Origin of the sequence: Amycolatopsis sp. FDAARGOS 1241, assembly GCF_016889705.1 — a bacterium.
Classification (GTDB): Bacteria; Actinomycetota; Actinomycetes; order Mycobacteriales; family Pseudonocardiaceae; genus Amycolatopsis.
This window is the reverse complement of the sequence record NZ_CP069526.1, coordinates 9,661,467-9,685,174: the sequence shown is the minus strand read 5'-3', so window position 1 is coordinate 9,685,174 and position 23,708 is coordinate 9,661,467. Positions and strand designations below refer to the sequence as shown.

Annotated in this window: 21 protein-coding genes and 3 pseudogenes; 11 read left to right on the top strand and 13 right to left on the bottom strand. The window is 71.3% G+C overall.

Annotated features, from left to right (window positions below; translation table 11 throughout):
- Positions 1-51 precede the first annotated feature (51 nt).
- Entirely contained in the window at positions 52-954 is a 903-nt protein-coding gene (locus I6J71_RS46820; RefSeq protein ID WP_204092734.1) for a dihydrodipicolinate synthase family protein, read from the top strand.
- Between the two features lie 36 nt (positions 955-990).
- Here I6J71_RS46820 and I6J71_RS46815 read toward each other — a convergent pair whose 3' ends face one another.
- From I6J71_RS46815 to I6J71_RS46805, 3 genes are all read right to left on the bottom strand, one after another.
- Positions 991-1,431 carry a VOC family protein gene (locus I6J71_RS46815; protein ID WP_204092733.1) on the bottom strand — a complete coding sequence of 147 codons (441 nt, stop codon included), beginning with the start codon at positions 1,429-1,431 and terminating at the stop codon, positions 991-993.
- Between the two features lie 77 nt (positions 1,432-1,508).
- Positions 1,509-1,994, bottom strand: coding sequence for a helix-turn-helix transcriptional regulator (locus tag I6J71_RS46810; RefSeq protein ID WP_204092732.1), 486 nt, complete (start codon positions 1,992-1,994; stop codon positions 1,509-1,511).
- Positions 1,995-2,070: 76 nt separating this feature from the next.
- The gene (locus I6J71_RS46805; protein ID WP_204092731.1) at positions 2,071-3,012 is read right to left on the bottom strand and encodes an RNA polymerase subunit sigma-70; all 942 of its coding nucleotides are present in this window, start codon (positions 3,010-3,012) and stop codon (positions 2,071-2,073) included.
- Between the two features lie 198 nt (positions 3,013-3,210).
- Here I6J71_RS46805 and lysA point away from each other — a divergent pair.
- Both lysA and I6J71_RS46795 read left to right on the top strand, forming a co-directional pair.
- A pseudogene (lysA, locus tag I6J71_RS46800) lies at positions 3,211-4,545 on the top strand (diaminopimelate decarboxylase).
- Positions 4,546-4,593: 48 nt separating this feature from the next.
- A pseudogene (locus I6J71_RS46795) lies at positions 4,594-5,453 on the top strand (GNAT family N-acetyltransferase); the annotation flags it as partial.
- A 100-nt stretch (positions 5,454-5,553) separates the two neighbouring features.
- Here I6J71_RS46795 and I6J71_RS49595 read toward each other — a convergent pair.
- Positions 5,554-5,889, bottom strand: coding sequence for a hypothetical protein (locus I6J71_RS49595; RefSeq protein WP_239154312.1), 336 nt, complete (start codon positions 5,887-5,889; stop codon positions 5,554-5,556).
- Between the two features lie 74 nt (positions 5,890-5,963).
- Complete coding sequence (locus tag I6J71_RS49590) at positions 5,964-6,290, bottom strand: hypothetical protein (RefSeq protein ID WP_239154311.1); 327 nt, start codon at positions 6,288-6,290, stop codon at positions 5,964-5,966.
- A 264-nt stretch (positions 6,291-6,554) separates the two neighbouring features.
- Here I6J71_RS49590 and I6J71_RS46785 point away from each other — a divergent pair, with 264 nt between their 5' ends.
- The gene (locus I6J71_RS46785; RefSeq protein ID WP_204092730.1) at positions 6,555-7,052 is read left to right on the top strand and encodes an Lrp/AsnC family transcriptional regulator; all 498 of its coding nucleotides are present in this window, start codon (positions 6,555-6,557) and stop codon (positions 7,050-7,052) included.
- 633 nt (positions 7,053-7,685) lie between these two features.
- Here the strand turns inward: I6J71_RS46785 and I6J71_RS46780 are convergent.
- The gene (locus I6J71_RS46780; protein WP_204097613.1) at positions 7,686-8,219 is read right to left on the bottom strand and encodes a DUF6328 family protein; all 534 of its coding nucleotides are present in this window, start codon (positions 8,217-8,219) and stop codon (positions 7,686-7,688) included.
- A gap of 260 nt (positions 8,220-8,479) precedes the next feature.
- Here I6J71_RS46780 and I6J71_RS46775 point away from each other — a divergent pair.
- Positions 8,480-9,041 (top strand): annotated as a pseudogene (locus I6J71_RS46775) (superoxide dismutase).
- Here I6J71_RS46775 and I6J71_RS46770 read toward each other — a convergent pair.
- The 3 genes from I6J71_RS46770 to I6J71_RS46760 all read right to left on the bottom strand — a co-directional run bounded on the left by I6J71_RS46770 (position 9,042) and on the right by I6J71_RS46760 (position 13,188).
- Positions 9,042-9,443: a TIGR03667 family PPOX class F420-dependent oxidoreductase gene (locus I6J71_RS46770; protein WP_204092729.1), complete on the bottom strand. Its 402-nt coding sequence runs from the start codon at positions 9,441-9,443 to the stop codon at positions 9,042-9,044.
- A gap of 60 nt (positions 9,444-9,503) precedes the next feature.
- Positions 9,504-11,228 (bottom strand): DUF2339 domain-containing protein, encoded by a 1,725-nt coding sequence (locus I6J71_RS46765; protein WP_239154310.1) that lies wholly within the window; start codon positions 11,226-11,228, stop codon positions 9,504-9,506.
- 1,003 nt (positions 11,229-12,231) lie between these two features.
- Entirely contained in the window at positions 12,232-13,188 is a 957-nt protein-coding gene (locus I6J71_RS46760; protein ID WP_239154309.1) for a Gfo/Idh/MocA family protein, read from the bottom strand.
- 75 nt (positions 13,189-13,263) lie between these two features.
- On the opposite strand from I6J71_RS46760, the gene I6J71_RS46755 reads away from it, so the two are divergent.
- Positions 13,264-13,818 carry an isochorismatase family protein gene (locus I6J71_RS46755; RefSeq protein WP_204092727.1) on the top strand — a complete coding sequence of 185 codons (555 nt, stop codon included), beginning with the start codon at positions 13,264-13,266 and terminating at the stop codon, positions 13,816-13,818.
- Positions 13,819-14,955: 1,137 nt separating this feature from the next.
- On the opposite strand, the gene I6J71_RS46750 is transcribed toward I6J71_RS46755, so the two are convergent.
- Together I6J71_RS46750 and I6J71_RS46745 are read right to left on the bottom strand one after the other, a co-directional pair.
- On the bottom strand, positions 14,956-15,465 hold the full coding sequence (locus tag I6J71_RS46750; protein ID WP_204092726.1) for a 3,4-dihydroxy-2-butanone-4-phosphate synthase: 510 nt from the start codon (positions 15,463-15,465) through the stop codon (positions 14,956-14,958).
- On the bottom strand, positions 15,462-16,253 hold the full coding sequence (locus I6J71_RS46745; protein WP_204092725.1) for an alpha/beta fold hydrolase: 792 nt from the start codon (positions 16,251-16,253) through the stop codon (positions 15,462-15,464). The genes I6J71_RS46750 and I6J71_RS46745 overlap by 4 nt, the downstream gene beginning before the upstream one ends.
- Before the next feature lie 187 nt (positions 16,254-16,440).
- On the opposite strand from I6J71_RS46745, the gene I6J71_RS46740 reads away from it, so the two are divergent.
- Together I6J71_RS46740 and I6J71_RS46735 are read left to right on the top strand one after the other, a co-directional pair.
- Entirely contained in the window at positions 16,441-18,357 is a 1,917-nt protein-coding gene (locus I6J71_RS46740) for a GAF domain-containing protein (protein WP_204092724.1), read from the top strand.
- Positions 18,354-20,357: a GAF domain-containing protein gene (locus I6J71_RS46735; protein WP_204092723.1), complete on the top strand. Its 2,004-nt coding sequence runs from the start codon at positions 18,354-18,356 to the stop codon at positions 20,355-20,357. The genes I6J71_RS46740 and I6J71_RS46735 overlap by 4 nt, the downstream gene beginning before the upstream one ends.
- 48 nt (positions 20,358-20,405) lie before the next feature.
- On the opposite strand, the gene I6J71_RS46730 is transcribed toward I6J71_RS46735, so the two are convergent.
- Positions 20,406-20,603: a hypothetical protein gene (locus I6J71_RS46730; RefSeq protein WP_204092722.1), complete on the bottom strand. Its 198-nt coding sequence runs from the start codon at positions 20,601-20,603 to the stop codon at positions 20,406-20,408.
- Positions 20,600-21,172 (bottom strand): NADPH-dependent FMN reductase, encoded by a 573-nt coding sequence (locus I6J71_RS46725; RefSeq protein WP_239154308.1) that lies wholly within the window; start codon positions 21,170-21,172, stop codon positions 20,600-20,602. Before I6J71_RS46725 ends, I6J71_RS46730 begins: the two co-directional genes overlap by 4 nt.
- 150 nt (positions 21,173-21,322) lie before the next feature.
- Here I6J71_RS46725 and I6J71_RS46720 point away from each other — a divergent pair, with 150 nt between their 5' ends.
- The 3 genes from I6J71_RS46720 to I6J71_RS46710 are packed head-to-tail and all read left to right on the top strand — an operon-like array spanning position 21,323 to position 23,698.
- A complete protein-coding gene (locus I6J71_RS46720; protein WP_204092720.1) occupies positions 21,323-22,120 on the top strand; it encodes an SDR family NAD(P)-dependent oxidoreductase in 798 nt (265 codons plus the stop codon).
- Positions 22,121-22,140: 20 nt separating this feature from the next.
- Positions 22,141-22,914, top strand: coding sequence for an alpha/beta fold hydrolase (locus I6J71_RS46715; RefSeq protein WP_204092719.1), 774 nt, complete (start codon positions 22,141-22,143; stop codon positions 22,912-22,914).
- A 22-nt stretch (positions 22,915-22,936) separates the two neighbouring features.
- Entirely contained in the window at positions 22,937-23,698 is a 762-nt protein-coding gene (locus I6J71_RS46710) for an SDR family NAD(P)-dependent oxidoreductase (protein ID WP_204092718.1), read from the top strand.
- The last annotated feature ends 10 nt before the right edge of the window (positions 23,699-23,708 follow it).

Genomic DNA, 23,708 nt, shown 5'->3' with positions numbered 1-23,708 from the left:
CCTCGTGCTAACCTCCGACGTGACACATCATATATCAGATCGGACACACTAGTGGCGTTCGAAGTGCAGAAACGGCGGCTGGCCGGCGTCGTCGCGATCCCGGTGACGCCGTTCAACGGCAGCGGCGGCGTCGAGGCGGAGACGTACGGGCGGCTCGTGGAGCGGCTGGTGACGAGCGGCGTCGAGGTCGTCACCCCCAACGGCAACACGGGCGAGTTCTACGCGCTCGACGACCACGAGACCCGGCTGTGCCTCGAGGTCACCGTGAAGGCGGCGCACGAGGCGAGCGTGCTGGCGGGCGTCGGGCACGACGTGCGCACGGCCGTGAAGGCCGCGCGCCACGCCCGCGACACCGGCGCCGATCTGGTGATGATCCACCAGCCCGTGCACCCGTACGTCTCGCGCGAGGGCTGGGTCGAGTACCACCGTGCGATCGCCACCGCTGTGCCAGAGCTGGGAGTGGTGCTGTACGTGCGCAACCCCGGCATCGGCGGCGAGGATCTCGCCCGCCTCGCCGACGCCGCGCCGAACGTCATCGGGGTGAAGTACGCGGTACCGGACCCCGTGCGGTTCGCCACCGTCGCGCGCGACGCGGGCTTCGAGCGCTTCGTGTGGATCGCGGGCTTGGCCGAGCTGTCGGCACCGGGCTACTTCGCCGTGGGCGCGCAAGGGTTCACTTCGGGGCTGGTGAACGTCGCCCCGCGGATCTCCGTGGACCTGTTCGCCCGCCTGCGCGCCCACGACTTCGGCGGCGCCATGGAGATCTGGGAGCGCATCCGCCCCTTTGAGCAGATGCGCGCGGCCGAAGGCAACGCCAACAACGTCAGCGTCGTCAAGGACGCGCTCTCCCAGCTCGGCCTCTGCCGCCCCGACGTGCGCCCGCCGAGCCGCCTGCTGACGGCCCCGGAACGGGAACGGCTCTCCGGGCTGCTGTCTTCGTGGGGGCTTTCGTAGAGCACGGCCGGGGCCACGCCCTGGTGACCGAGAACCTCAGGCCCAGTCCTTGCTGAAGTCGAGGTCGATCAGGCGTTGTGTGAAGGAGAACCAGTTGCCGGAGTCGTCGCGGAAGATGGCTTCGGTGCCGTACGGGCGTTCCTGGGGTTCCTGCAAGAACTCCACGCCGCGCGCCGTCAGCGTCTGGTAGTCGGCGTGGATGTCGTCGGTGACGAACACACCGGCGCCGAGCACGCCCTTCGCGATCAGTTTCTTCAGCGCGTCGGCGGACTCGGGGTCCAGCGCCGGCGGGCCCGGGACCATGAGGGTGAGTTCGAGGCCGGGCTGGTTCTTGGCTCCGACGGTGAGCCACCGGAACCCGCCCTCGCCCATGGTCATGTCGGTCCGGACCTCGAGGCCCAGCTTCTGCGTGTAGAACTCCTTCGCCCGGTCCTGGTCGAGCACCCAGACGTTGGCGATGGACAATCCGTTGATCACGTTGCCTCCCGCGTTCGTTCGGGCACCACTCGCCCGCACCGCACGGACCGTAACCGCGCCTCGGGTCGAGCCGCTTCTCAAGAATTGCGGTTGTCCCCCGCACGGCGCCCGGCACCGCTCCCGAACGCCTTGAACCCGCCGTGCCAGAGCAGCGCGTAGCACCCGGGCACCAGCGCCGCGCCGGCTCCGACGTGCCGGGCGCGGTACTCGGTCGGGGTGAAGCCGGAGTACTTCTTGAAGCTCGACGAGAAGGTCCCCAGGCTGCTGAACCCCACCAGCACACAGATCTCGGTCACCGACAGGTCCGCGGTGCGCAGCAGGTCCTCGGCACGCTCGATCCGGCGACGGCTCAGGTACTGCCCCAGAGTCTGGCCGTACACCGCCCGGAACGCCCGGATGAAGTGGTACCGCGAATACCCGGCGCGAGCGGCCACCGCAGCGACGTCGATCGGCTCGGCCCAGTGGCGGTCCATCATGTCCTTGGCCAGCCGCACCTGACGCAGCTGGGCCAAACGCGCGTCAGCCGCGGACACGGGACTCGAACCGGCGATCGCGACGTCCATCCGGCTCCCTCCCGTCACCCCTCGCGACGGCAAGTCTAGGACCCGGCTGCCCGCGGCCGGCTCGAAGCGGTCGCTTTCACCCGAGCCCGAACAGTGGGAACACCTCCGCCGAGAACGTCGTCACCTCGGCGACCCGGCCGCCGGCGATGCGCAGGGTGTTGAGGCCGAACGGGTGGAGCGCGCCATCCACGCGGATGGACGTGGCGAACGCCGGCAGGCCGTTCGCGCGGGTCGGGACGAGGTGGAACGTCACCGCGTCGTCGCCGCGCAGGGCTGGGGCCCAGGCTTCCCGGACGAGGTCGCGACCGGCGTACCAGGTCGGTTCCGTGCCCGTGTGGCCGCCGGCGCCGGGCGCGTGGCTGCAGCGGACGTCGGCGCGCAGCAGCGCCGCCAATTCCGCTTCGTCGTGGGCGGCGAGAGCTGCCATGTAGCGCGCGACGACCGCGCGTTCCTCGTCGCTGCCCGCCGCCGCCCAGTCGCCGCGCCGCGCGGGCAGGTGCTCCTTCAGCTCGGCGCGCCCGCGCAGCACGGCGCTGTTCACCGACGCCGGCGTGGTTTCCAGCGCCGCCGCCGTCTCCCTTGCCGACCAGCCCAGCACGTCCCGAAGCACCAGCGCGGCGCGGCGGCGCGGCGACAAGTGCTGGATCGCCGCGAGGAAGGCGAGCTCCACCGTCTCGCGCCCCAGCACTTCGTCGGGCACCGGCTGCACCCACGGGACGGCGACGTCGGGCCGCGGCGCCAGGTCCGGCGAAGCCGACGCGGGCAGGTCCAGCACCGGCACCTCACGCGGGTGGGCCGCGAGGTGGTCGAGGCACGCGTTCGTCGCGATGCGGTAGAGCCAGGCGCGCAGCGAAGCCCGGCCGTCGAAGGTCTCCCGCCCGCGCCACGCGCGCAGCAGCGTCTCCTGCACCAGGTCCTCGGCCTCGTCGTACGAGCCGAGCAGCCGGTAGCAGTGCACCCGCAGCTCACGCCGGTGCGCTTCGGCCGAGGTCGCGAAGTCTGTCAGCTCTTCAACCATGTCCCATGAGACTCCCCCCGGCCGGGAAACTCGGCACTTCGCAGGTCAACCGGGGTGTGGTCGAAGTTACCCGCGCGTCAAGAAGGCGTCAGCGGGGCCGGGCCGAGTGTCAGGGTGGTGTTGGCGGCGCGCGCACGAAGTGCCCCACCGCAGTGTGCTGGCGGTGTCCGATTTACGAAGCACCGCACGGAGGTAACCGTGACGCTCAGCGAGCTCCTCCCCAGCCTCGGCTGCGAGGCCGCCGACCATCTCGAGCCGGAGCTCTGGCCGCGGAGCACCCGCTTCGAAGGCGGTGACCTGATCTTCGCGGGTGCTCCGGTGAGCCACCTGGCTGCCCGGTTCGGGACCCCGGCGTACCTCCTCGACGAGGCGCAGGTTCGCGATACCGCCCGCGCCTACCGCCACGCCCTGCCGGAGGCCGAAGTCGCCTTCGCGAGCAAGGCGCTGTGCACCCGCGCGGTGCTGCGCTGGATCGCGGAAGAAGGCTTGTCGCTCGACACGTGCTCGGCCGGCGAGATCGCCGTCGCGCGGTCCGTCGGCTTCCCGGGCGAGCGGATCCTGTTGCACGGCAACGCGAAAACCCCCGAAGACCTCAAGGCGGCGCTGGAGTACGGCGTGCGCCGCATCGTGCTCGACTCGCTCGACGAGATCGAGCAGCTCGGCGCGCTCGCGCACGGCGGGCAGCAAGCGATGATCCGCGTGACACCCGGCGTCTCCGGCGACACACACGCGGCGATCACCACCGGCACGGAAGGCCAGAAGTTCGGCTTCTCGCTGCGCGCCGACGTCTGCGACAACGTGGACCACGCCGTCGCCGCCGTGCTCGCACAGCCCGGGCTGCGGCTCGTCGGGCTGCACTGCCACATCGGTTCGCAGGTCTCGCGCGTCGACCGCTACGAGGAGGCCGCGCGGCGCATGGTGGAGGTGCTGGTGCGCGTGCGCGACCAGCACGGCGTGACGCTGCGCGAGCTCGACCTCGGCGGCGGCCACGCCGTGCCGTACTTGGACCGCGAACCGAGCTTCGACCTCGACGGCTACGCGCGGCGGCTGCGGGTGGCGCTGGCCTACGAGTGCTCGTTGCACGGTTTTCCCTTGCCCCGCTTGACGATCGAGCCGGGTCGCGCGATCGTCGGCCCCGCGGGGATCACCGTGTACCGCGTGTGCGCGGTCAAACGCGGGAGCCGCACGTTCGTCGCCGTCGACGGCGGCATGAGCGACAATGCGCGGCCCGCGCTCTACGGCGCGCGCTACACGGCCCGGCTCGTCGGGCGGCACTCGAAGGCCGCGCGCACGCCCGTGACCGTGGTCGGGCGCCACTGCGAGTCGGGTGACGTGCTGGCCGACGACGTCTGCCTGCCCGGCGACGTCCACGCCGGTGACCTGCTGGCCGTGCCGTGCACCGGCGCGTACCACCATTCGCTGGCGTCGAACTAGAACCTGGTGGGCCGGCCGCCGCTCGTCGGCGTGCGCGCCGGGTTCGCGAAGCTGCTGGTACCGCGTGAAACCGAAGAAGACCTGCTGCGCCGCTGCTAGCCGAAAACTGAGGTGTGGCCCGGCGCCTCCGTGGTGTGTGATCGGCCGATGGCGATCGTGCTGGGCAAACCGGGCGTCGACGAGCTGGGCGAAGCGGTCAGCGCGCTGCGGAAATGGCAACACGACGGTGCCCCGATGCAACTGCATCCGGGGGACCTGGGCTAGTTCTGGCGGTTCGTCGGTGGCGGCGACGGCCGCCGCCGTGCGCACCTGGAGCCGCGACGGGCAGCTCCTCGCGGTCGGGATGCTGGACGAGGCCGACCTGCCGCGGATGACGATCGCGCCCGGTTCGCTGCGGGACGAGGGAACTGGCGCGGCAGCTGGTCTACGACCTGGCGGAACCGGAGCGCGGCGTGCTGCCGGCGGGGAAGGTGTACGTCGAGGCACCGAAGACCGCGCTGGTGTAGGACCTGCTGGCCGAAGCCGGCTGGGACACCGACGAGCCGTGGACGCCCCTGTGCCGCGATCTGGCGGAGCCGGTCGAGGCCCCAGGCCTGCGGATCGAGGTGATCGGGCCGGAGCGGGCGGCCGTGCGCACGGAGGTGCACGGGGCGTCCTTCGGCCGGTCGACCCTGTCCGTCGAGGCCTGGCACGCGATGGCCGCCGGACTGCCCTACGCCGACGCCCGGTGCCTGGTCGCGTACGACGAGCTGGACCACGCGGTGGCGGGCGTGACGGTGTGGTCGGCAGGTGCGGGCCGGCCCCGGTTGCTCGAGCCGATGGGCGTGCACCGCGACCACCGCGGCCACGGCCGGGCGATCACCGTCGCCGCCGCGGCCGCGCTGCGGGAGCTGGGTTCGTCGAGCGCGCTGGTCAACACTCCGAGCCGCAACGTCGCCGCCGTGGCCACGTACGCGTCGGCCGGTTTCGAGGCGATGGCCGAGATCCGGGACCGGCGCCGGGACGCCTGGCGTCGGCTCTCGATCGCCTGGCCGCCCCGCGCAACCGACCCGCGCGGCAGCCGGCGGCCGGCGAAGAAGTCGCGGCACGCGCGACCCGCGGCGAACATCAGCGGGATCCGACCACGATCGACACGACGCCGATCACCGCGACGCCGCCGATGCTGGTGAGGACGGAGACGACCAGCAGCAGCGCCAGCACCTTGCCGAGGCAGGCGTCGCCGAAGACGGCGCTGTCGAGACCGGCCAGCACGTCGTCGGCGTTGGCCTCGTTGCCCAGGCCGATGCCGCGCTCGCCGATGCCGGCGAGCGCGAGGGCGGCGACGGAGCACGGCAAGCTCGATGCCGAGCAGGATCCACGGGGGGCACGTGCGGAAACCTCGATGCCGCGGTGGCACAGGTAGTACAGCGCCCGCCGCCACACGCAGCCGATTGGGGCAGTCACGGCGTGGTTCTCGGCGAGGCCGTGCACCCAGCAGAAGCAGCGTGTAACGACCGGTGAGGGCCGATTGCTGCTCGTCACCAACAGCTGGGCGACCGTGACGATCCAGCCGTCAACCAGCCGGCGCGGCTGCCGAACGCGCTGGTTCCGCAGTCAGGTTCGGCGGTGTTGAGCTCGCGGAAGGCGACGGCCACGAACAGCACCGGGAAGAACGACAGCTGGTTGAACGCGGCGGCCTTGAAACCGGCGCCCGCGCGCACGAGGAAACCGAGCGTCGCGGCGATCGGGTAGGCCGGCGCCGTCGACGCCATGCCGAGCACCATCGCCGACACCATGCCGAGGGCCCCCGGCCGGAGCCCCTTGGCCCGCACAGCGGGAACCTCCACAGCGACGGCTTTGGTCACGAATCGAGCCTTCTTTAGGGCATTCGGGGGTTTTGCGCCACCAGAACGTACCTGGTGGCGTGGCGAGAGTGGCACTCCGTGTGCGCCGTAGCACGCCGATACCCCGGAAACCTCACCCCAACGGCGTCTAGACCACTGATTTCGCCGTGTACAGCACTACAGTCCGAGAAACGCGTGAATCCTGAAAGAGACTCCTGTTTCGGGGCAATCGCAGATACGCTGCGCGCCTAAGGAATCACATGCCGAAACACAGGGAGGGACGGCATGGGTGATGGAAACCGTACGAAGCTAGATGACCACCGCTCGCCGAAGGCGCTGGATGGCACTGACAGAACCTTGATCGCCCTGCTGCAGCACGACGGCCGAGCCTCGTTCACCGCGTTGGCCAAGGCCGTGGGGCTTTCCGAAGGCGCCGTACGCCAGCGCGTGCAACGCCTCCTGCGCGACGACATGATGCAGATCGTCGCCGTGACAGCCCCTGAACACGTCGACCTGACCCGCCAGGCCATGATCGGCATCACCGTCAACGGCGACCCGCGGGAGGTCGCGAACCGCCTGACCGATCTCCCGGACGTGCACCAAGTGGTGCTGTGCGCGGGGCGGTTCGACCTGCTGGCTGCCCTGATCTGCCGGGATGACGAGCACCTGCTCGCCGTCCTGGGTGACCAGGTGCGGCCCATTCCCGGAGTCACTTCGACCGAGTTGTTCGTTTATCTGAAGCTGGCCAAGCAGAATTACGCGTGGGGCAATCTGACGGTTTGAGTCGGCTTCGTGAGGCCGGGTCCCCGCCTCACAGTGCCGCTGTGCCGGTTCTTTCGAGGGGGCTTTCGCTGGCATTTCTCAGCTCTCGGCGCATGTCACGAGGTTCTCCCGGCTTGTTTCGCTCCCCCGGAACTCACCAGACAACGGGCGTCCCGGCCTCATTCTATCGCGCCAGGACCCTCGAAAAGTGGGAAAGCGAAATCTTCAGGCAAGCGCGGTATCGGAGCGGCGCGAACGGACCGTTGCCGCCGCGGAGCGCGGGACGAGCGGACCCTTCGCGCCGGGGTTCAGCGCAGAGGTTTCCCACAGCTGCCGCGGCGCGAATGGTCCCCTCACGGCGACGGCCCGGCGCGAACGGTCCCTCGGCGCACCGGTTCGCAGTCCCTGCGGTCCCGCGGCACGCCGAGCCATGGCGCGAGCGTCCCATTCGCGCAGCTGGCGATGCTGCGAGCGACGGAATCGCCCGGCCAGCCACGGCCGAGCGGTGCCCTCGCACACCAAGCGCCGCGCGAGCGGCCGACTCGCACGGCCGGCCGCGACCGAGCGGTTCCCTCGCACAACGGCCTTCGCGCGAGCGGACCCTTCGCATCCCCGAAGCCTGGCGCGAAGGATTACTTGCGGCGCCGGCTGGGGTCAGGTTTTCCGGTCGGTGCGCCGTCGCGGTGAGGCCGGGCCAGTCGGGCGGCCGCGGTTCGGGTCGTCGTGGGGAAGGTGGAGGGGCAGGACGAACCAGAGCAGGCCGAAGAGCAGCACGACGAAGCCGCCCGTCGCGATGAGGGCCGCGGTGCCGAAGACGACCTTCGCGATGAGCGCGACGGTCAGCGTGACCGAGCCGGCCAGGCAGCCGAAGCCGGCGAGGACGACGCGGTTGCCGACGCGCAGGATCTCGTCGCGGCGGCCCGTGCGGAAGAGCAGCCGGTGCCACGCGGCGGGGGCCGTGAGCAGCACCGTCGCCCCGACGGCCAGAAGCACGGCGGTCATGTGCAGCGCCTTCTCGAAGCCGCTGGCCGCTTCGAAGCGTTGCGTGAACACCACCGTCAACAGGAACCCGAACAGGATCTGCACCCCGGCCTGCGCAACACGCAGCTCCTGCAGGAGCTCGCCGATGTTGCGCTGCAGCTTCTGGTTGCGCGTCTCCCCGGTGTGCTCACGGTCGGTGTTGTCGATGACCTCGCCGGCGTCCACCACGGGTGCGCGGTCCGCGGACGAACCTGGCAGCCGGGTGGTTCTGGTGTGCTCGTCGCGATCGGTCATCGGAAGGTCTCCAGCACCGGGTCGGTTACGTCGGAAAACACTGATCGCCGCTGGGTACCCCGTACCGACCCTGCCGAAAGACGCCCGACCCGGCACACCTGCTCGCACCTTCAGGTGGTGCCCGTGGCGGCCTGCCCGCGCTCTGGCTAGAGCGCTCTGGCCAGAGAATGACCATGCGAATCGCTCCCACGCTCCTTTCCGCTGCTCTCGTCGCCGGTCTCGCCGGCTTCACCGCCGCCACCGCCCAGGCGGCGCCTGTTCACTTCATCTCGGCGCACGGCACCTTCACCGGGTACGCGCCGGGTGCGCACGCCGTCACCTACCGCACCGACCTCGTGCCCGGCGGCGCCGAGGCGCACGTGTTCGGCACCTCCGCACGCGCCACCGGCACCACGACCACGCTCGTCGTCACCGGCGTGCTCCCCGACCACGAATACGGTGCCCACGCTCACGTCAACCGGCCCCACCGGCGACGATGCGGGCCCGCACTTCCAGCACACGCCGGACCCGGTCAAGCCCTCGGTGGACCCCGCCTACGCCAACCCGCGCAACGAGCTCTGGCTCGACTTCACCACCGACCGCGTCGGAACTGCTCGTACGACGTCCACTGTGGACTGGAAGTTCGGCCCTCGACGCGCGCACTCCGTGGTGATCCACGAGATGCACACGCACTCCGATCCCGGGCACGCCGGCACCGCGGGCGCCCGGCTGGCTTGCCTGGACGTCGGCTTCTGATCAGAACCCCCAGGAGCGCTCCGGGACGATCCGCAGGCGGACGGAGTACGACGCATCGAACGCGGCCGCGTCGGCGAACCCGATGCCGGCGAACGAGGACTCGTACTTGTCCAGGTAGCCCGGTGCGTCGGAGGCCTTGCCTTCCTCGACGTGGGCGCGGCCGTTGACGACGAGGATGCTGCCGCCGCCTTCGTCGCTGTTGAGGTGGAAGCTCACCTCCGGGTTGGCGGCGATGTGGCGGAGCTTCGCGGTTTCGGGCTGACTGAACACGATGATGTCGTCGCCGTCGAGGACGAACCACACCGGGCGCGGTGCGGGCCGTCCCCTCGGCGTGACGGTGGTCAGCCACGCCACCGGCTCGGCGGCGCGTTCGATCAGCTTCGGGTCGGGTGTGTAGGCCATGGTCGATCTCCCCTCGGTTGTGGTGAGAACAAGACAACCACAAGGCACCGACAGTTTCCGCTATCGCGACGCGACCAGCCGCGCATATCGTGACCCGGCAACCAAAAGAACCACACCGGCGCCGAGAAAGGCACCCACTCTGGCGAGCCCGTCGAGCGCCGCGAGGTCGAACAGCACGAGCTTCGCGAGGGCCGCGGCGACGAGCACGAGCCCGATCACGCGCAACGCGACGATCGCGATGCCGCGCAGCAGCAGGGCGAGGGCGGCGATCGTCCAGGAGACGGTGATCAGGGCGTGGCCCAGCAGGAAACCCGACCGTCCGGGGACGGCGAGCAGCGAAGCGCTGAGGACCAGGCCGGAGGCACCGTAGAGCGCGGCCAGGCCCGCGGGAATCCACGGCAAGAGCTTGGCGGGCTTGAGGATTTCGAGGCGCGCGGCCGCCCACGGCCACGCGACCGCGGCGCCGAGCAGCACCGTGGCGGCGGCCAACGCGGCCAGGAGGTCGGTTGTGGTGTGCGGGCGCGGGATGACGAGGAGTGCGGGCGTGACGTCGGAGCTCATCGCGAGGACGCCGCCGAGCACGCCGAAGAAGAGCGAACCACCTAGGACGTAACGGTTTCTCGTGTAGCGGGCGGCGAACGCGAGCGCGACAGCTTCACCGAGGAGCACGGAGCCGCCGTCGAACTCGGTGACGGTGGCCTGCAGCGCGGCAACAAGCCCGGCGACGCCTGCAACAGCACCCGATGGGTTACGCACGAACGGCCACGTCGCGACAAGGACGACCGCCGCCCCACCCGCCAGGAGGGCCGCTTGGTGCTTCGGCAGCGTCAGCGCGGCGACCAGAACCGGCAGCGGCGCGGCCGCGAGAACGGAGAGGAGATAGGGATCGTTTTCGTTACGCCGCAGGAAGATCAGCGAGAGCCCGGCGCTCACGACGCTGACGGCGATGGCGACGACGGTGTGCTGCGTGTGCAGCGCGGTGGCGATCATCGACGTTGTCAAGGGTGGGATTGCGGCAGCGAGCGAAAGGGACCACCACGACCGTCGCAACTGGACGGGGGTCGTGGCGATCTGGAGGATGAGGAGGAACGTCACGAGCTCGGCCGTGAAGCCCCGGGTGATCACGGGTGCGCAGACGCCGCAGGCGATGACGACGGAACTGGCGAGCAGAGGGGAGTCCCACTTGACGGCGAGCAGCAGCCCGCCCACCGCGATCACGAGGCCGGTGGCCAGGCCCGCGGGAACGGGCAGGAATTCATACAGGGAGGTGGCGGCTATCGCGTCGAGGTAGAGCGTTGCGATCCCCGTGGCGGCGAGGGCGAACGCACCGGTGCGTCCGGCCGGTTTGCGGTGCAGCCACGCGCCGCCCGCGACGAGCACGGCGCCGAACGCGGCCGCCACGAGCACCCGCGGCAACGGACCGAGCCACCCACGCTGCACGGCGAGCACCAGCAGCAGCACGATGCCGAGCAACGTCACCGCGCCGCCGATCCACGCCAGCCACCGCGAGCCGGCGCCTTCCTTGCCGAGGCGCTCGCCCAAGGTCGGCGGCGGGAGGTACGGCTGCGGGGCCGGGTACGGGTAGGCGTACTGGGCCGGGTAGGGCCGGCGGGCCGCGTCGTAGGGCCAGCTGGGCTGGTAGCCGGGGAACGGCTGCGGTGGCGGTGGCTGCGTTGTCGGGTGACTGAGCTGGGGTTGTGGCTGGGTCTGAGCTGGCTGAGTCGGCTGAGGTGGTGATGCTTGTGCGACGCCGGCGTCTGCCTCCGGCCGGGACGGCTGCAGCACCGGCGGTGACAGTGTCTGCTGCCTGGACGGCCCTGCTCCGGGCCGTGACGGCTGGGGGCCCGCCTGGGTGGCTTGCGGTGGCGCCGCCTGCTCGCTGACCCACGGTCCTGGCTGGGAACCGGCCTGGCTCGACGTCCCCGGCTGCGCTGCCGATGTCGGACCCGGCGTGGCGGCGGCTGACGGCTCCGGCTGCGCTACCGGTGTCCGGTGCCGAGTGGCGTCGGCCGACGACTCCGGCTGCACTGCCGGGCGCGGCGTGGCGTCTGCTAGCGGCTCCGCCAGTGGTGTCGGTGTCCGTCGCGACGCGGCGTCGACCGACGGCTCCGGCTGCGCTGTCGGGCACGCTGCGGCATGGGCTGACGGCTCCGGCTGCGCTGTCGAAGTCGGGCGCGGCGTGGCATCGGCTGACCTCTCTGGCTGCGCTACCGGTGTCCGGTGCGGAGCGGCGTCGGACGGCTTGACGGTGTCGGGCTGAACGGTCGGCGCGGACGGCTGCCAGGTGACGTTGCCGGGTCGCGGGAGCTGCTGTGCAGTGGGCTGGGCCAGCGGGTTCACCGGCTTGGCCGGCGGTGGCGAGCCTGTTGAGGCGAGCGTGGACCCGACGGTGCGGAGCTCTGCGCCGACGTCGGCGAGGTGCCGGCCGAGGTGGTTGAGCTCATCGGCGAGGCGCTGGAGCGCGGCGTCCGTGGTCATGCCGACAGGGTCGGGGATGAGTGGTCAAGATCGGATCCGTAGCACTACTCACCCCCGGACACGGGTCGGTTTCGATCTCGGCAGGCTGGGAGGGGTGGGGGTGGGCCCCCGATTCGGTTCCGCAGCGCTGCCGGGCGGGCGGGGCTCGCCGGCGGGAGCGGTGTGAGCGGTCCGCGCAGGTGGTGGCGTTGGCGCAGATTACGTGCAGTCGGTTGGACGCCGAAACCACGCGGCCTCAGCACCTGAACGCCAACGCGGCCTGAGCGCCTCACCGCCTGAGCCGGAGTGAACGGGACCCGAAGCCCAGCGGTCAGCCTGCCTGGGCCAGGACCTCGTCCATCGTCGCCATGATCGAGATGGTTTCGTCCAGGGGCATGAGGGGGCTTTCGGTTTCGCCGACGGCGAGGAGGCGGGCCACTTCGTCGGCTTGGTGGCGGAGGCCGCGGCCCGCGTCGGGGTGGGGGTGGGCTGTGGGGGCGCCACCGCGCGGGGTGAGGGTGACCGTGGTGGGGGCGTAGAAGGCGCCGGCGAGGTCGAGGCGGGCGTCGGTGCCCACGATGGAGGCCGTGGTGGCGGTGGCGGCGCGGAGGGTGCAGGTGAGGACGGCGTGGGCGCCGGTGTCGTAGCCGAAGAGCATGGAGGTTTGGGCGTCGACGCCGGTGAAGGCGGGCGACACCATGGACACCACGCGCGCGGGGGTGCCGAGGATCATCGAGGCGAAGGAGACCGGGTAGATGCCCAGGTCGAGGAGGGCGCCGCCGCCGAGGGAGGGGGCGAAGAGGCGCGAGGTCGCGTCCTGGGGGAACCACTGGCCGTGGTCGGCGGTGACGGTGACGATGTCGCCGAGTTGCGGGAGCAGGGAGCGGACGTGGTGGATGTGCGGAAGGAAACGCGTCCACATGGCTTCCATGAGGAACAGGCCGCGATCGCGGGCGAACTTCACCAGTGAGCGCGCTTCGTCGGCCGTCATGGTGAACGGCTTCTCCACCAGCACCGGCTTGCCTGCGGACAGCGCGAGCATCGCGTTGTCGTGGTGCATGGGGTGGGGCGTGGCGACGTAGACGACGTCGACGTCCGGGTCCCCGGCCAGCGCCTCGTAGCTGCCGTGGCGGCCGGGGATGCCGAGGCGATCGGCGAAGACGTCGGCGGTGGCGCGTGAGCGGGAGCCGACGGCGGCGACCACGCCCGAGTCGGTGAGTCGCAGGTCTTCGGCGAACGAGCGCGCGATGCCGCCCGTGCCCATGATCCCCCAGCGCAGCGGTGCCATGCGTCCTCCCCTGAAATAGCCCGAAACTGTCGGTGCGAAGACATACCATCGAGCGACCCGAGTGCAGGAGGCGCCATGACCACGCTCGTCAACCGCCCGAAGGCCGGGCTGCTCGTGATCGACGTGCAGAACGGCGTGGTCGACCACGCCCACGAGCGCGACAAGGTCGTCGCCAACATCAGCGCGCTCGTGGACAAGGCGCGCGCCGCCGACGTCGACGTGGTGTGGATCCAGCACAACAACGACGAAATGCCCCGCGACAGCCCGCAGTGGCAGTACGTGCCGGAGCTCGAGCGGCGCGATTCAGAAGCGCTGGTGCAGAAGGAGTACGGCGACTCGTTCGAGGGCACCGACCTCGAGTCCGTGCTGTTGGCGCGCGGCATCGGCCGCCTGTTCGTCACCGGCGCGCAGACCGACGAGTGCATCCGCTCCACCCTCCACGGCGCCATCGCGCGCGGCTACGACGCCACCCTGGTCGGCGACGCCCACACGACGGAAGACCTGTCCGCATACGGCGCACCGACGCCCGACAAGGTCATCGCGCACACGAACCTGTACTGGAACTACCACCGCGCCCCCGGACGCACGGCCGGAACGGTGAAGACGGAAGAAGTCGACTTCACCGTCTGAGGCCGCAGCTCGGGGCTGGGCGAGCGGCCACCCGCCGGGGTTCAGACAACCGACCGGTGAAGACCACGTCGGCGGCGGTTGGGCCAAAGGCGAGGACGAACCGGCTCAGCGACAGACACGCGTGCCGAGCCACTGGACCGCAGGAGCCCAGCCGCCGATGCCGGCACGGAGCAGACCCGCGCGGCAACCAAGAACCGCGCCGGACCTGGCAACACGAGCCCGCGACCGCCGGCGGAAGAACCAGGCCAGTCGCTGGAACCGGCGCACAATGGAGCAGACCTGTGCGCCACGGAGACCCGAACGTGCCCGACAACACAACCCAGCGCTTGTGTCCAGCAGCCAAGGGACCAAACCACCTACTAGAACCAGCGCACGGTCAAGCTGACCTACGCGGCAACCAACCCCGAACCGGCCGCGGCAACACAAACCCCGCGACCGCGACCGCCAGCCGAAGAACCAGGCCAGCCGCTGGAGCCCGCGTACAGTCGACACACCTGCGCTTCAAACCAAGACCCGAACCGAATGTGGCAACACAAGCCAGCGACCGTGGCCAGCAGCCGAGGAACCAAAGCCACCTACTGGAGCCCGGGCACAGTTGAGCGGACCCGCGCGGCAACCCCGAACCGAACCAACCCCGGCAACACAAGCCGGCAACCGCGACCGCCAGCGAAAAACCGGGCCAACCGCTAGAACCGGCGCACAGTGGAGCAGACCTACGCGGCAACCAGAACCGAACCGACCCCGGCAACACAAGACAGCGACGTGGCCGCCAGCGAAAAACCAGGCCGACCGCTGGAGCCGGCGCTCGAGACAACAGACCTCCACGCCAAGCAGACCCGAACCGACCTGGCAACACAAGTCGGCGACTGCGGCCGGCCGGCAGCGGAAGAACCAGGCCAGCCCACGACCACGGCCAGGGCAGTACGACAGCGGAGGGGCCAGCGACGACCAACAACCGGGCAGCACGCCGGAAAAGGGGCCCGGCCGACGTCCCCGACCAGGACTCGACGTCAGCCAAGGTCGATGGCCGACAGCCAAGACCCGAGCAGCACATCACCTGAGCCCAAAGCCGGGAAACAGGGCCAGGGACGTACCTCGACACGGTGGCCGGCCGACGGCCACGGCCAGGACAGCACGTCAGCAGAGGTCGGTGGCCGAGAGCCGCGGGAGGTGGGCCAGGGCGGGGTCCGCGCAGTCGGCGACGGCGGCCAGCACGGCGGCCGGCGGCAAGCCCGTGCGGCGGCACAGTTCCACTGCCGCCTCGGGGACGCCGGTGGAGCCGGGGCGGGCCACGACGGGGACGACGTGCCCGGGCCGGACGAGGTCCGTCCAGTCGGCACCCGGGTCGGCGAGAACGCGCGCGGTCAGGGCCCGGTCGTGGGCCGAGATGCCGGTGGTGACGCCCGCGGCGGCGTCGACGGAGACGGCGTACGCGGGGCGGTCCGGGTCGTCGGCCAGGAGCAAGGGGACGCGGAGCGACCGGAGGCGCTCGCGCAGCAAGGCCACGCAGGCGAAGCCGCTGCTGTGGCGGATCAGGAACGCCATCGAGGCCGTGGTGACCGACGCGGCGGGCAGGACCAGGTGGTCGTCGATCAGGACCGGTGCGTCGTGGCCCAGCGGGGTGGGGTGGTGGGCGGTGAGCGTCATGAGAGGAACGCGGTGATCGCCGCGAGCGTGTCGTCCGGGTATTCCAGCAGCATGGCGTGGCCGCCGCGCGGCAGGACCCGCAGGGAGCCGTGGGGGAGCAACGCAGCCATCTCCGCGGATTGCGACACGGGGGTCAGGACGTCTTCGGCGCCGGCGAGGACGAGGGTCGGGGTGGTGGCTATGGGCAAAAGTGCGCGGGAATCGTAGACGCGCAGGCCCGCGGCCTGCGCCTCGAAGCCGGCCAGGGACGTGGGGTAGGGGTCCGAGGCGGCGAGTTTCGCTTGTTCCACCAGGGTTTCGTGGTCGGTCAGCACTCGGGGCGTGAAGACCCACGCCATGCCACTCACACCGACGGCCAGCGGGTCCGCGTCCGCGCGGCGCAGGGCCAGACCAGCGTCCAGCCAGGCGTCCTGGATGGGCGTGTACGAAGGGAAACCGTTGAGCAGCACGGCTTTTGACAACAGCGGACCGTGCCGGACGAGCATGGACTGGAGCACCGAGGCGCCCAGCGACCAGCCGACGGCGGCGACCGGGCCCAGGCCCAGCGACGTCACAAGGGCAGCCGCGTCGTCGCCCAGCAGATCCACCGGGTACGGGCCCGGCGGCACCGAGCTGCGCCCGACGCCGCGGTTGTCGAAGGTGATCACGGTGAAGCGGCGGCTCAGCACGGGCACGGCTGCGGCCCAGGCCGCCGAGTTCGCGCCCAAACCGGCGATGAGCAGCAGCGGCGGGCCCTCGCCGGCGGTCTCGTAGTGCAGGGACACGCCGTTCACGGTTGCTGTGGCCAACACGGGCTCCTTCCGGCGAAACGCAGGAACACTCTCAGCGAAACGACCGCGTACCGACAACGGGAAGCCGCACACCGCGGGCGCGAAAACCATGGACGGATCCACACGCACTGCGCCATCCAGCGGCTTTTGGTCGACTCGGCCGGACATCTGTGGTCAAGATGTCAACAGGCACCGAGGAGACGAGATGGACACCAACGGCGGTGTGACCACCACGGAACGGGACCTGGCCAGGCTGCTGCACCTGCTCGCCGACGAGACGGGTGCGACGGGCGAGTTCGACCGGCTCGGCGAAGACCTGGCGGGCGAGGGTGACGGCGAACTCGTCGCCCTCACGCTGACCAGAGCCGCGCGCATCCGCGGCCTGCTGGCCGACCGCAAGCGCCGCGAGCGCGAGATGCAGGCGCTCCTGGACACGGCCAGTGACCTCGCTTCGGTCCGCGAGGTCGACGCGGCGCTCGACGCGATCGTGGCCCGCGCGCGGCGGCTGCTCGGCACCGACGCGGCGTACATGGCGCTCGTCGACGCCGACACCGGCGACGCGTACATGCGCGTCACACTGGGCACGATCACCCGGCCCATCGAGTCGCTGCGCCAGCCGCCCGGCTACGGCGTCGGTGGCTGGGTGGCGCAGACCGGCCTGCCGTTCGCGACCGCCAACTACCTGCGCGACGAGCGGATCCGGCGCAAGCACTCCGTCGCCTCCGCCGTGGCGGAGGACGGGATCGTGAGCATCCTCGGCGTGCCCATGCGGGTCGGCGACGAGGTCATCGGCGTGTTGTTCGGAGCCAACCGCGACGAGCGAACATTCGCACAGTCCGAGATCGACCTGCTGGGCTCGCTGGCCGATCACGCGGCGGTCGTGTTGGAAAACGCACGGCTGTTCGCCGCCACGAAGGCGACGGCCGAGGAGCTCTCCGCCGCCAACGACCAGCTCGCCCGCCACAACAAAGCCCTCGAACAAGCCGCGACGGCCCACGAACAGCTCATGGCGATGGTCCTGCGCCGCGCCGACCTGGCAGAGCTCGTCGAGGCCGTCGCGGAGACCCTCGACGGCGCTGTGCTCGCCGTCGAACCCGACGGCACTCCCCTCGCCCAAGCCGGGCCACCGGAGCTGCGCGACCGGCTCCCCGCGAACCCGCCGGACGAACCCGGACCCGGCCGCGCCCGCGACCTCGGCCCCGCGTGGACCGTCCCCGTCCGCGCCGGCGCCGAAACCTTTGGCCACCTGCTCTTCGCCGGACGCGCCGAACCGCTCGACACCGACAAGCGCATCCTCGAACGCGCCGCCCAAACCGCCGCGCTCGTGGTGCTCGTCGAACGCCAGACGTCCGCGGCCGAACAACAAGTGCGCGGCCAGCTCGTGGACGAGTTGCTCGCCGAACGCGAACCGGACTGGGCCGCCCTGCGCCGCCGCGCGAAGGTCTCCGGGGTCATCGACTTCACCGCGCGTCAGACCGTGCTCGTCGTCTCTGCCACGGGAACGACCCGCCGGCGGCTGCTGCGCGCGGCGGCCGACTACGTGCGCGCCCACGCCGGCGTCGCGACCGAACACGGCGGCCACGTGGTGCTCCTGCTCCCCTGCGCCGACGCGACCGCCGCCGTCCGCGAGGCTCGCCGCCACCTCGAACGCGCCACCGGCGGCACCGTCACCGCGGGCGTCGCGGGTCCCGCCGCGACCGCCCCCGTGGTGCGAAAGCTCCACCGCGAAGCCGAACGCTGCCACCGCCTGCTCGTCGCGCTGGGCCGCGCCGGCACGGCCGCCAGCCTCGAGGATCTCGGGGTGCTGGGCCTCGTGCTCGACGGCGCCTCCCGCGACCACGTGAAGACGCTCGTCGAGACCGCCGCCGGCCCGATCCTCGACTACGACCGCGAACACGGTTCCCCGCTCGCCGAAACCCTCGACGGCTACTTCGCCGCCGGCGAGAACCCCCGCGCGGCTGCGCGCCTGCTGCAGGTGCACGCCAACACCGTCTACCAGCGTCTCGACCGCGTCGACCAGGTACTCGGCCACCGCCGCTGGCGCGAGCCGGCCGGGGCGCTGACGCTGCGCATCGCGCTGCAGCTGCGTCGCGTGCTCGACCAGATCCCGGTGGCGTCGTGACGGCCGAGATCCTGCGCCCCTCCACAGTGGACACACCCGCCGAAGTCCTCGCCTACTTGACTTTCCTGCTCGCCGAAGAAGCCCCGGAAACCGACTTCGACGCCGTCGAGACGGGCCTGCGGACACTCCCTGAAGGCGACCGGAAGACCCTCCTGCGCCGCGCCGTCCGAGACGCCCGCACCGTGCGCGGCATCCTCGCCCGCCGCGCGCAGCGCGAACGCGAAACCCAAGCCCTGTACGAAACCGCGCGTGATCTGACCTCGCTGAGAGACGTCGACGACGTGCTCAGCGCCATCGTCGACCGCGTCCGCCGCCTGCTGGCCACCGACTCCACCTACATCGCCCTGATCGACGACGACACCGGCGACGCGTACATGCGCGTCACCGCCGGCACGGTGACCGAACCCATCCGCTCGGTGCGCCAGCGGCCCGGCTCCGGCGTCGGCGGCCGCGTGATCGCGACCGGCCGTCCGTTCGCCACCACCAACTACCTCGCCGACCCGCGCATCCACCGCGAGACGCAGGTCGCGAGCGCCGTCGGGGAGGACGGTGTGGTCAGCATCGCGGGCGTGCCGATGAAACTCGGCTCACGCGTGATCGGCGCGCTGTTCGCCGCCGACCGCCACGAGCGCACTTTCGACCAGCACGACATCGCGCTGCTGACCTCGCTCGCGCACCACGCGTCCGTGGTGATCGACAACGCGCGCCTGTTCGGCCAGGTCGGCAGTACGACCGAAGAGCTGCGCGAAGCCCACGCCCAGCTGTCCGCGCAGCGCCACGCGCTCGAACTCGCCGCCACCGCCCACGAACTGCTCATGCCGCTCGCTCTCGCGGGCGCGGACCTCGGCGAGGTGGCCGACACGATGGCGCGGCTGCTCGACGGCACCGTCGCCCTCGAGACCGGCACCGACCGCGTCGCGGCCACCGCGCCCGGCGGCATCCCGGTCGAGGCCGTGTTCCGCGACGGCACCGTCGTCCCGCTGCGCGCCGGCGGCGAGACGCACGGGCGGTTGTATTTCGGCCGCGCCGAACCGCTCACCGAAACGGAACTCGGCACGCTCGAACGTGCCGCGCAGACCGCGACGCTCCTGGTGCTGCTCGAACGCCAGACGGCGACCGTCGAGCAGGACCTGCGCCACGAGCTCGTCGAAGACCTGCTCGGCGAGCGCGAACCCGACTGGACCGCACTGCGGCGGCGCGCGGACCGCTTCACCACCCTGACGCCCGGCGAAGCCCACGTCGTCGTGGTCGTCTCCGGCGACACAGCCGAGCTCGCGGCGACAGCCGAGTGCACCGCCATCAAACGCGGCGGTCTCGCGAGCGAAGTCGACGGTCAGGTCGTGCTACTCCTGCCCGGCTGCGACGCCGGCGCCACCGCGCGCGCGCTCGCGGCGGACCTCACCGCGACGACGAACACCGCGGTCACCGCCGGCGCGGCCGGGCCCGCGCACGATCTGGAGCGCCTGCGCGCCACCCACCGCGAAGCCGTCCGCTGCCACCGACTCCTGCTCGCCCTCGGGCGCGCCGGCGACGGCATGGGCCTCGACGAGCTGGGAGTGGTCGGCGTGGTGCTGGAGCACGCCGGGCCCGAGCAGCTGCACCGCGTGGTCCGCCGCGCGCTCGGGCCGCTGCTCGACTACGACGCCGAGCACCGCTCAGCCCTGCTGGCCACCGTCGAGTGCTACTTCGACCGAGGTCAGAGCCCACCCGCCGCCGCCCGCGCGCTCGGCATCCACGTCAATACGCTGTACCAGCGCCTCGACCGCATCGACCGCGTGCTCAACGGGGCGGGCTGGCGCGAGCCCGAGCACACGCTCGACCTCCAAGTCGCCCTGCAGCTCTACCGGCTGATGCCGGCTTCTCCCGCGCCCGCTCGCGCAGCACGAACTCCGGCACCTTCCCCGTCGACGTCTTCGGCAGCCCACCGAACTCCACCGGCTTCGGCGCCTTGCGGTGCTGATCGTCACCAATCCGGCCACAGCAACGACGGAAACCGCTAACTCACGTGGTAGCCGCCAGTGGGTGTCCGCCTCCGTTGGCCGGATTGGTCACTGCGCCAGCCGCGAACCCACGTACGCGACGATCGCCTCCTCTGTCGCGGACGCGCCCGCGTGCCGGGTCACGTACGCCGCGGGCACCGCACCCGATGTTCGTGCGGCGCCGCGACCACGGCCACCTCCAGGCACCGCCGGGTGGCCGGCGATGACCACAAAGGACAGTGGCGTCAGCGCTCGAACACCGGTCACGCCACCCGGGCCCCGGCGACGAGGCTCCCGAACCGCACCACCTCGTCGGCCACCAGGTGCAGCTGCTGCGTGACCCGCGGCTGGTCGCACGTCCCGTCGGCGAAGCGGGCTTCCAGGGAGTTCACCACCGCGCCGTAGGGCGTGACCCAGCCGCGCAGCGCGTGGACGACCGACCGCAACGCGCCCAGCGTCGTCACCCCCGCCTGCCAGCCGTGGGCCGCCACGACGAGCCCGACCGCGCGGTCGGCGAGGTAGGACAACGCGTCCTCGCGCATGTCCTCCACGTAGTCCAGGGCGTTCTTCACCAGGCCCGACATCGATCCGTGGTACCCGGGCGACGCGATGATCACGCCGTCGGCCCGGCGCAGGTGCTCGAGGAGCTCGTGCGCGACCACACCCCCGTCGCCGCCCGGCGCGTACATCGGCAGCCGGGCCAGTTCCGCGCCGGCGAACGCCCGCGTGCTCGCCCCCAGCTCCTGCGCGTGCCGCAGCGCGACCCGCAGCGCCTGTTCACTCGACGACCCGGGACGCACGGTTCCCCCGAGCCCCACGACGTGCAGCTGTTTCACGACCCACCACCCGTCATCCGCTGTCTTGGCCCTGCCCATCGTCAGTGCGAGCCCCGGCCACCGGCAATGGGAATCCGCACATGCCGAGGAGCGGCAAGGCGCACGATCTTCCGTTGTCGCGCGCGCGTGTCGGCGGTCACAGTCAAGCGCATGGTTTTGGCACTGGAGAACAAGATCGCCGTCGTCACCGGCGGCGCGAGCGGCATCGGGCGGGCCACCGCGGTGCGCTTCGCGCGAGAGGGCGCCCACGTGGTGCTCGGCGACGTGCAGGACGCGGGCGAAACCGTCCGTCTGGTCGAGGAAACGGGTCGCAAGGCGACGTTCGTGCGCACCGACACCACGAGCGAGGCCGACTGCGACGCACTGGTCGCCGCCGCGGTGAGCGAGTTCGGGCGGGTCGACGTCGGTGTCGCGGCTGCCGGCATCGCCACGGCGGCGGGCATGAGCAACGCCGAGGTGCGCGCGGACGGCGGCGACGCGACGCACCTGGTGAACCTGCCGACGGAGGCGTTCCGGCGCGTGCTGGACGTCAACGTGCTCGGCGTGATGATGACCGACCGCGCGCTCGCGCGGCAGATGCTGGCGCAGGGCGACGGCGGTTCGATCGTCAACATCGCCTCCAGCGCGGCGAAGATCCCGCTGGCCGGCGCGGCGCCGTACTGCACGTCGAAGGCCGGCGTCTGGATGCTCACCAAGGTCCTCGGCCTCGAGCTGGCCACCACCGGCGTGCGCGTGAATGCCGTCGGCCCCGGCTACACGGCGACGCCGATGATCGCCGGCATCGAAGACAACGAGGCGGCTTACAGCTCGGCCATGAGCATCACGCCCATGAAGCGCCTTGGCACCCCCGAAGAGCAGGCGAACGCGGTGCTGTGGCTCGCGTCCGACGAGTCCTCGTTCGTCACCGGCCAGATGCTGCACCCGGCGGGCGGCCAGTTCACCGACTGAAGGATGGAGGAGGTACCCGCATGACAACGCTGGACATCGCCAACATCGGGCGGTTCGAGGTCGACCTCTGGGAGGACGGCACCGGATCGCCTCTGCTGTACCTGCACGGTTATGAGCGCCACCCCGGCGGCGCCGGGTTCCTGAAGCGCCTTGCCGAAGGCCGCCGCGTACTCGCGCCCGAGCTGCCGGGCTGGGGGTCCTCGACCGGGTTCGAGCACTTCAGCGACGTGCTCGACGTGACGTTGTTCCACCGCGAGCTGGTCCGGTCGTGGGGTCTGGACCAGCTCGACGTCGTCGGGCACTCGCTGGGCGGGATGTTCGCCGCGGAGCTGGCCGCGGTCGCGCCGCAGCTCGTGCGGCGGCTCGTGCTCGTGGACCCGTTCGGGCTGTGGCTCGACGATCAGCCGGCGCTCGACCCGTTCGGCGCCGCCGCCGACGTCAAGGCGGCGAAGTGGCACGCCGGGCCGCCGGAGCGGGAACCGACGAACTTCGTGGCGAACCCCGAAGACCCGCACGCGGCCATCCTGTTCTCCGCCCGCAACCTCGGCTCCGCCACGAAGTTCATGTGGCCGATCGCCGATCGCGGCCTGCGGCGCCGGCTGCCGCTGGTCTCCGCGCCGACGCTGGTCGTCAACGGCGCGTCCGACGGGCTCGTGCCCACCGCGTACGCCGAGGAGTTCGCGCGCCTCGTGCCCGACGCGAAGGTCACCGTGATCGACGAGGCCGGCCACTACCCGATGGTCGAGCAGGAGGACGAGTTCGTGTCCGTGGTCACCGCGTTCCTGGATTCCTGAGTCTCCTGAAAGGACACCGCAGATGGGCAGGGTAGACGGCAAGATCGCGCTGGTCACCGGGAGCGCGGCGGGCATCGGCCGCGAAACCGCGTACACGCTGGCGCGCGAGGGCGCGACCGTGGTGGTCGCCGACATCAACGAAGACGGCGCGAAGCAGGTGGCGAGCGAGCTCGGCGGCGACGCGAGCGCCGTGCGCTACGACGCGACGGACCAGCAGTCCATTCAGGACCTGGTGGCTGCGGTGATCGACCGCTACGGGCGCGTGGACGTCATCCACAACAACGCCGCGCTCGTCGGGCCCGACGCGTGGTTCGGCGACACCACCGTGGTCGACACCGACATCGCGCTGTGGGACCGGGCGTTCGCCACCAACGTGCGCAGCATCTTCCTGACGTGCAAGTACGCGCTGCCGCACATGGTCGAGGCCGGCCGCGGCGGCTCGATCGTCAACATGGCCTCGATCGGCGGCTTGCGCGGCAGCGCCGGGCTCACCGCGTACGGCAGCACGAAGGCCGCCGTGATCGGGCTGACGCGCTACCTCGCCGCGCAGCACGGCCGGCAGGGCATCCGCTGCAACGCGATCGCGCCCGGCGTGATCCAGACGCAGCAGCTGCTCGACGCCGTGCCCGACCTCCCGGCCAAATCGCTCGAGACCACGGCTTCGCCGCGCGCCGGGCTGCCGTCGGACATCGCCAACATGGTGCTGTTCCTGGCTTCCGACGAGTCGGCGTTCGTCAACGGCGAGACGTACCGCGTCGACGGTGGCGCCATGGCGGCCGGCTGAAACCCCGACT

Excerpts from the sequence above, each read along its gene's own strand:
- I6J71_RS46750 (WP_204092726.1), bottom strand. The coding sequence starts at position 15,465 with ATGACGCTCACCGCCCACCACCCCACCCCGCTGGGCCACGACGCACCG.
- I6J71_RS46720 (WP_204092720.1), top strand. The coding sequence starts at position 21,323 with ATGGTTTTGGCACTGGAGAACAAGATCGCCGTCGTCACCGGCGGCGCG.
- I6J71_RS46785 (WP_204092730.1), top strand. The coding sequence starts at position 6,555 with ATGGGTGATGGAAACCGTACGAAGCTAGATGACCACCGCTCGCCGAAG.
- I6J71_RS46760 (WP_239154309.1), bottom strand. The coding sequence starts at position 13,188 with ATGGCACCGCTGCGCTGGGGGATCATGGGCACGGGCGGCATCGCGCGC.
- I6J71_RS46805 (WP_204092731.1), bottom strand. The coding sequence starts at position 3,012 with ATGGTTGAAGAGCTGACAGACTTCGCGACCTCGGCCGAAGCGCACCGG.
- I6J71_RS46810 (WP_204092732.1), bottom strand. The coding sequence starts at position 1,994 with ATGGACGTCGCGATCGCCGGTTCGAGTCCCGTGTCCGCGGCTGACGCG.
- I6J71_RS46740 (WP_204092724.1), top strand. The coding sequence starts at position 16,441 with ATGGACACCAACGGCGGTGTGACCACCACGGAACGGGACCTGGCCAGG.
- I6J71_RS46715 (WP_204092719.1), top strand. The coding sequence starts at position 22,141 with ATGACAACGCTGGACATCGCCAACATCGGGCGGTTCGAGGTCGACCTC.
- I6J71_RS46710 (WP_204092718.1), top strand. The coding sequence starts at position 22,937 with ATGGGCAGGGTAGACGGCAAGATCGCGCTGGTCACCGGGAGCGCGGCG.
- I6J71_RS46770 (WP_204092729.1), bottom strand. The coding sequence starts at position 9,443 with ATGGCCTACACACCCGACCCGAAGCTGATCGAACGCGCCGCCGAGCCG.
- I6J71_RS46755 (WP_204092727.1), top strand. The coding sequence starts at position 13,264 with ATGACCACGCTCGTCAACCGCCCGAAGGCCGGGCTGCTCGTGATCGAC.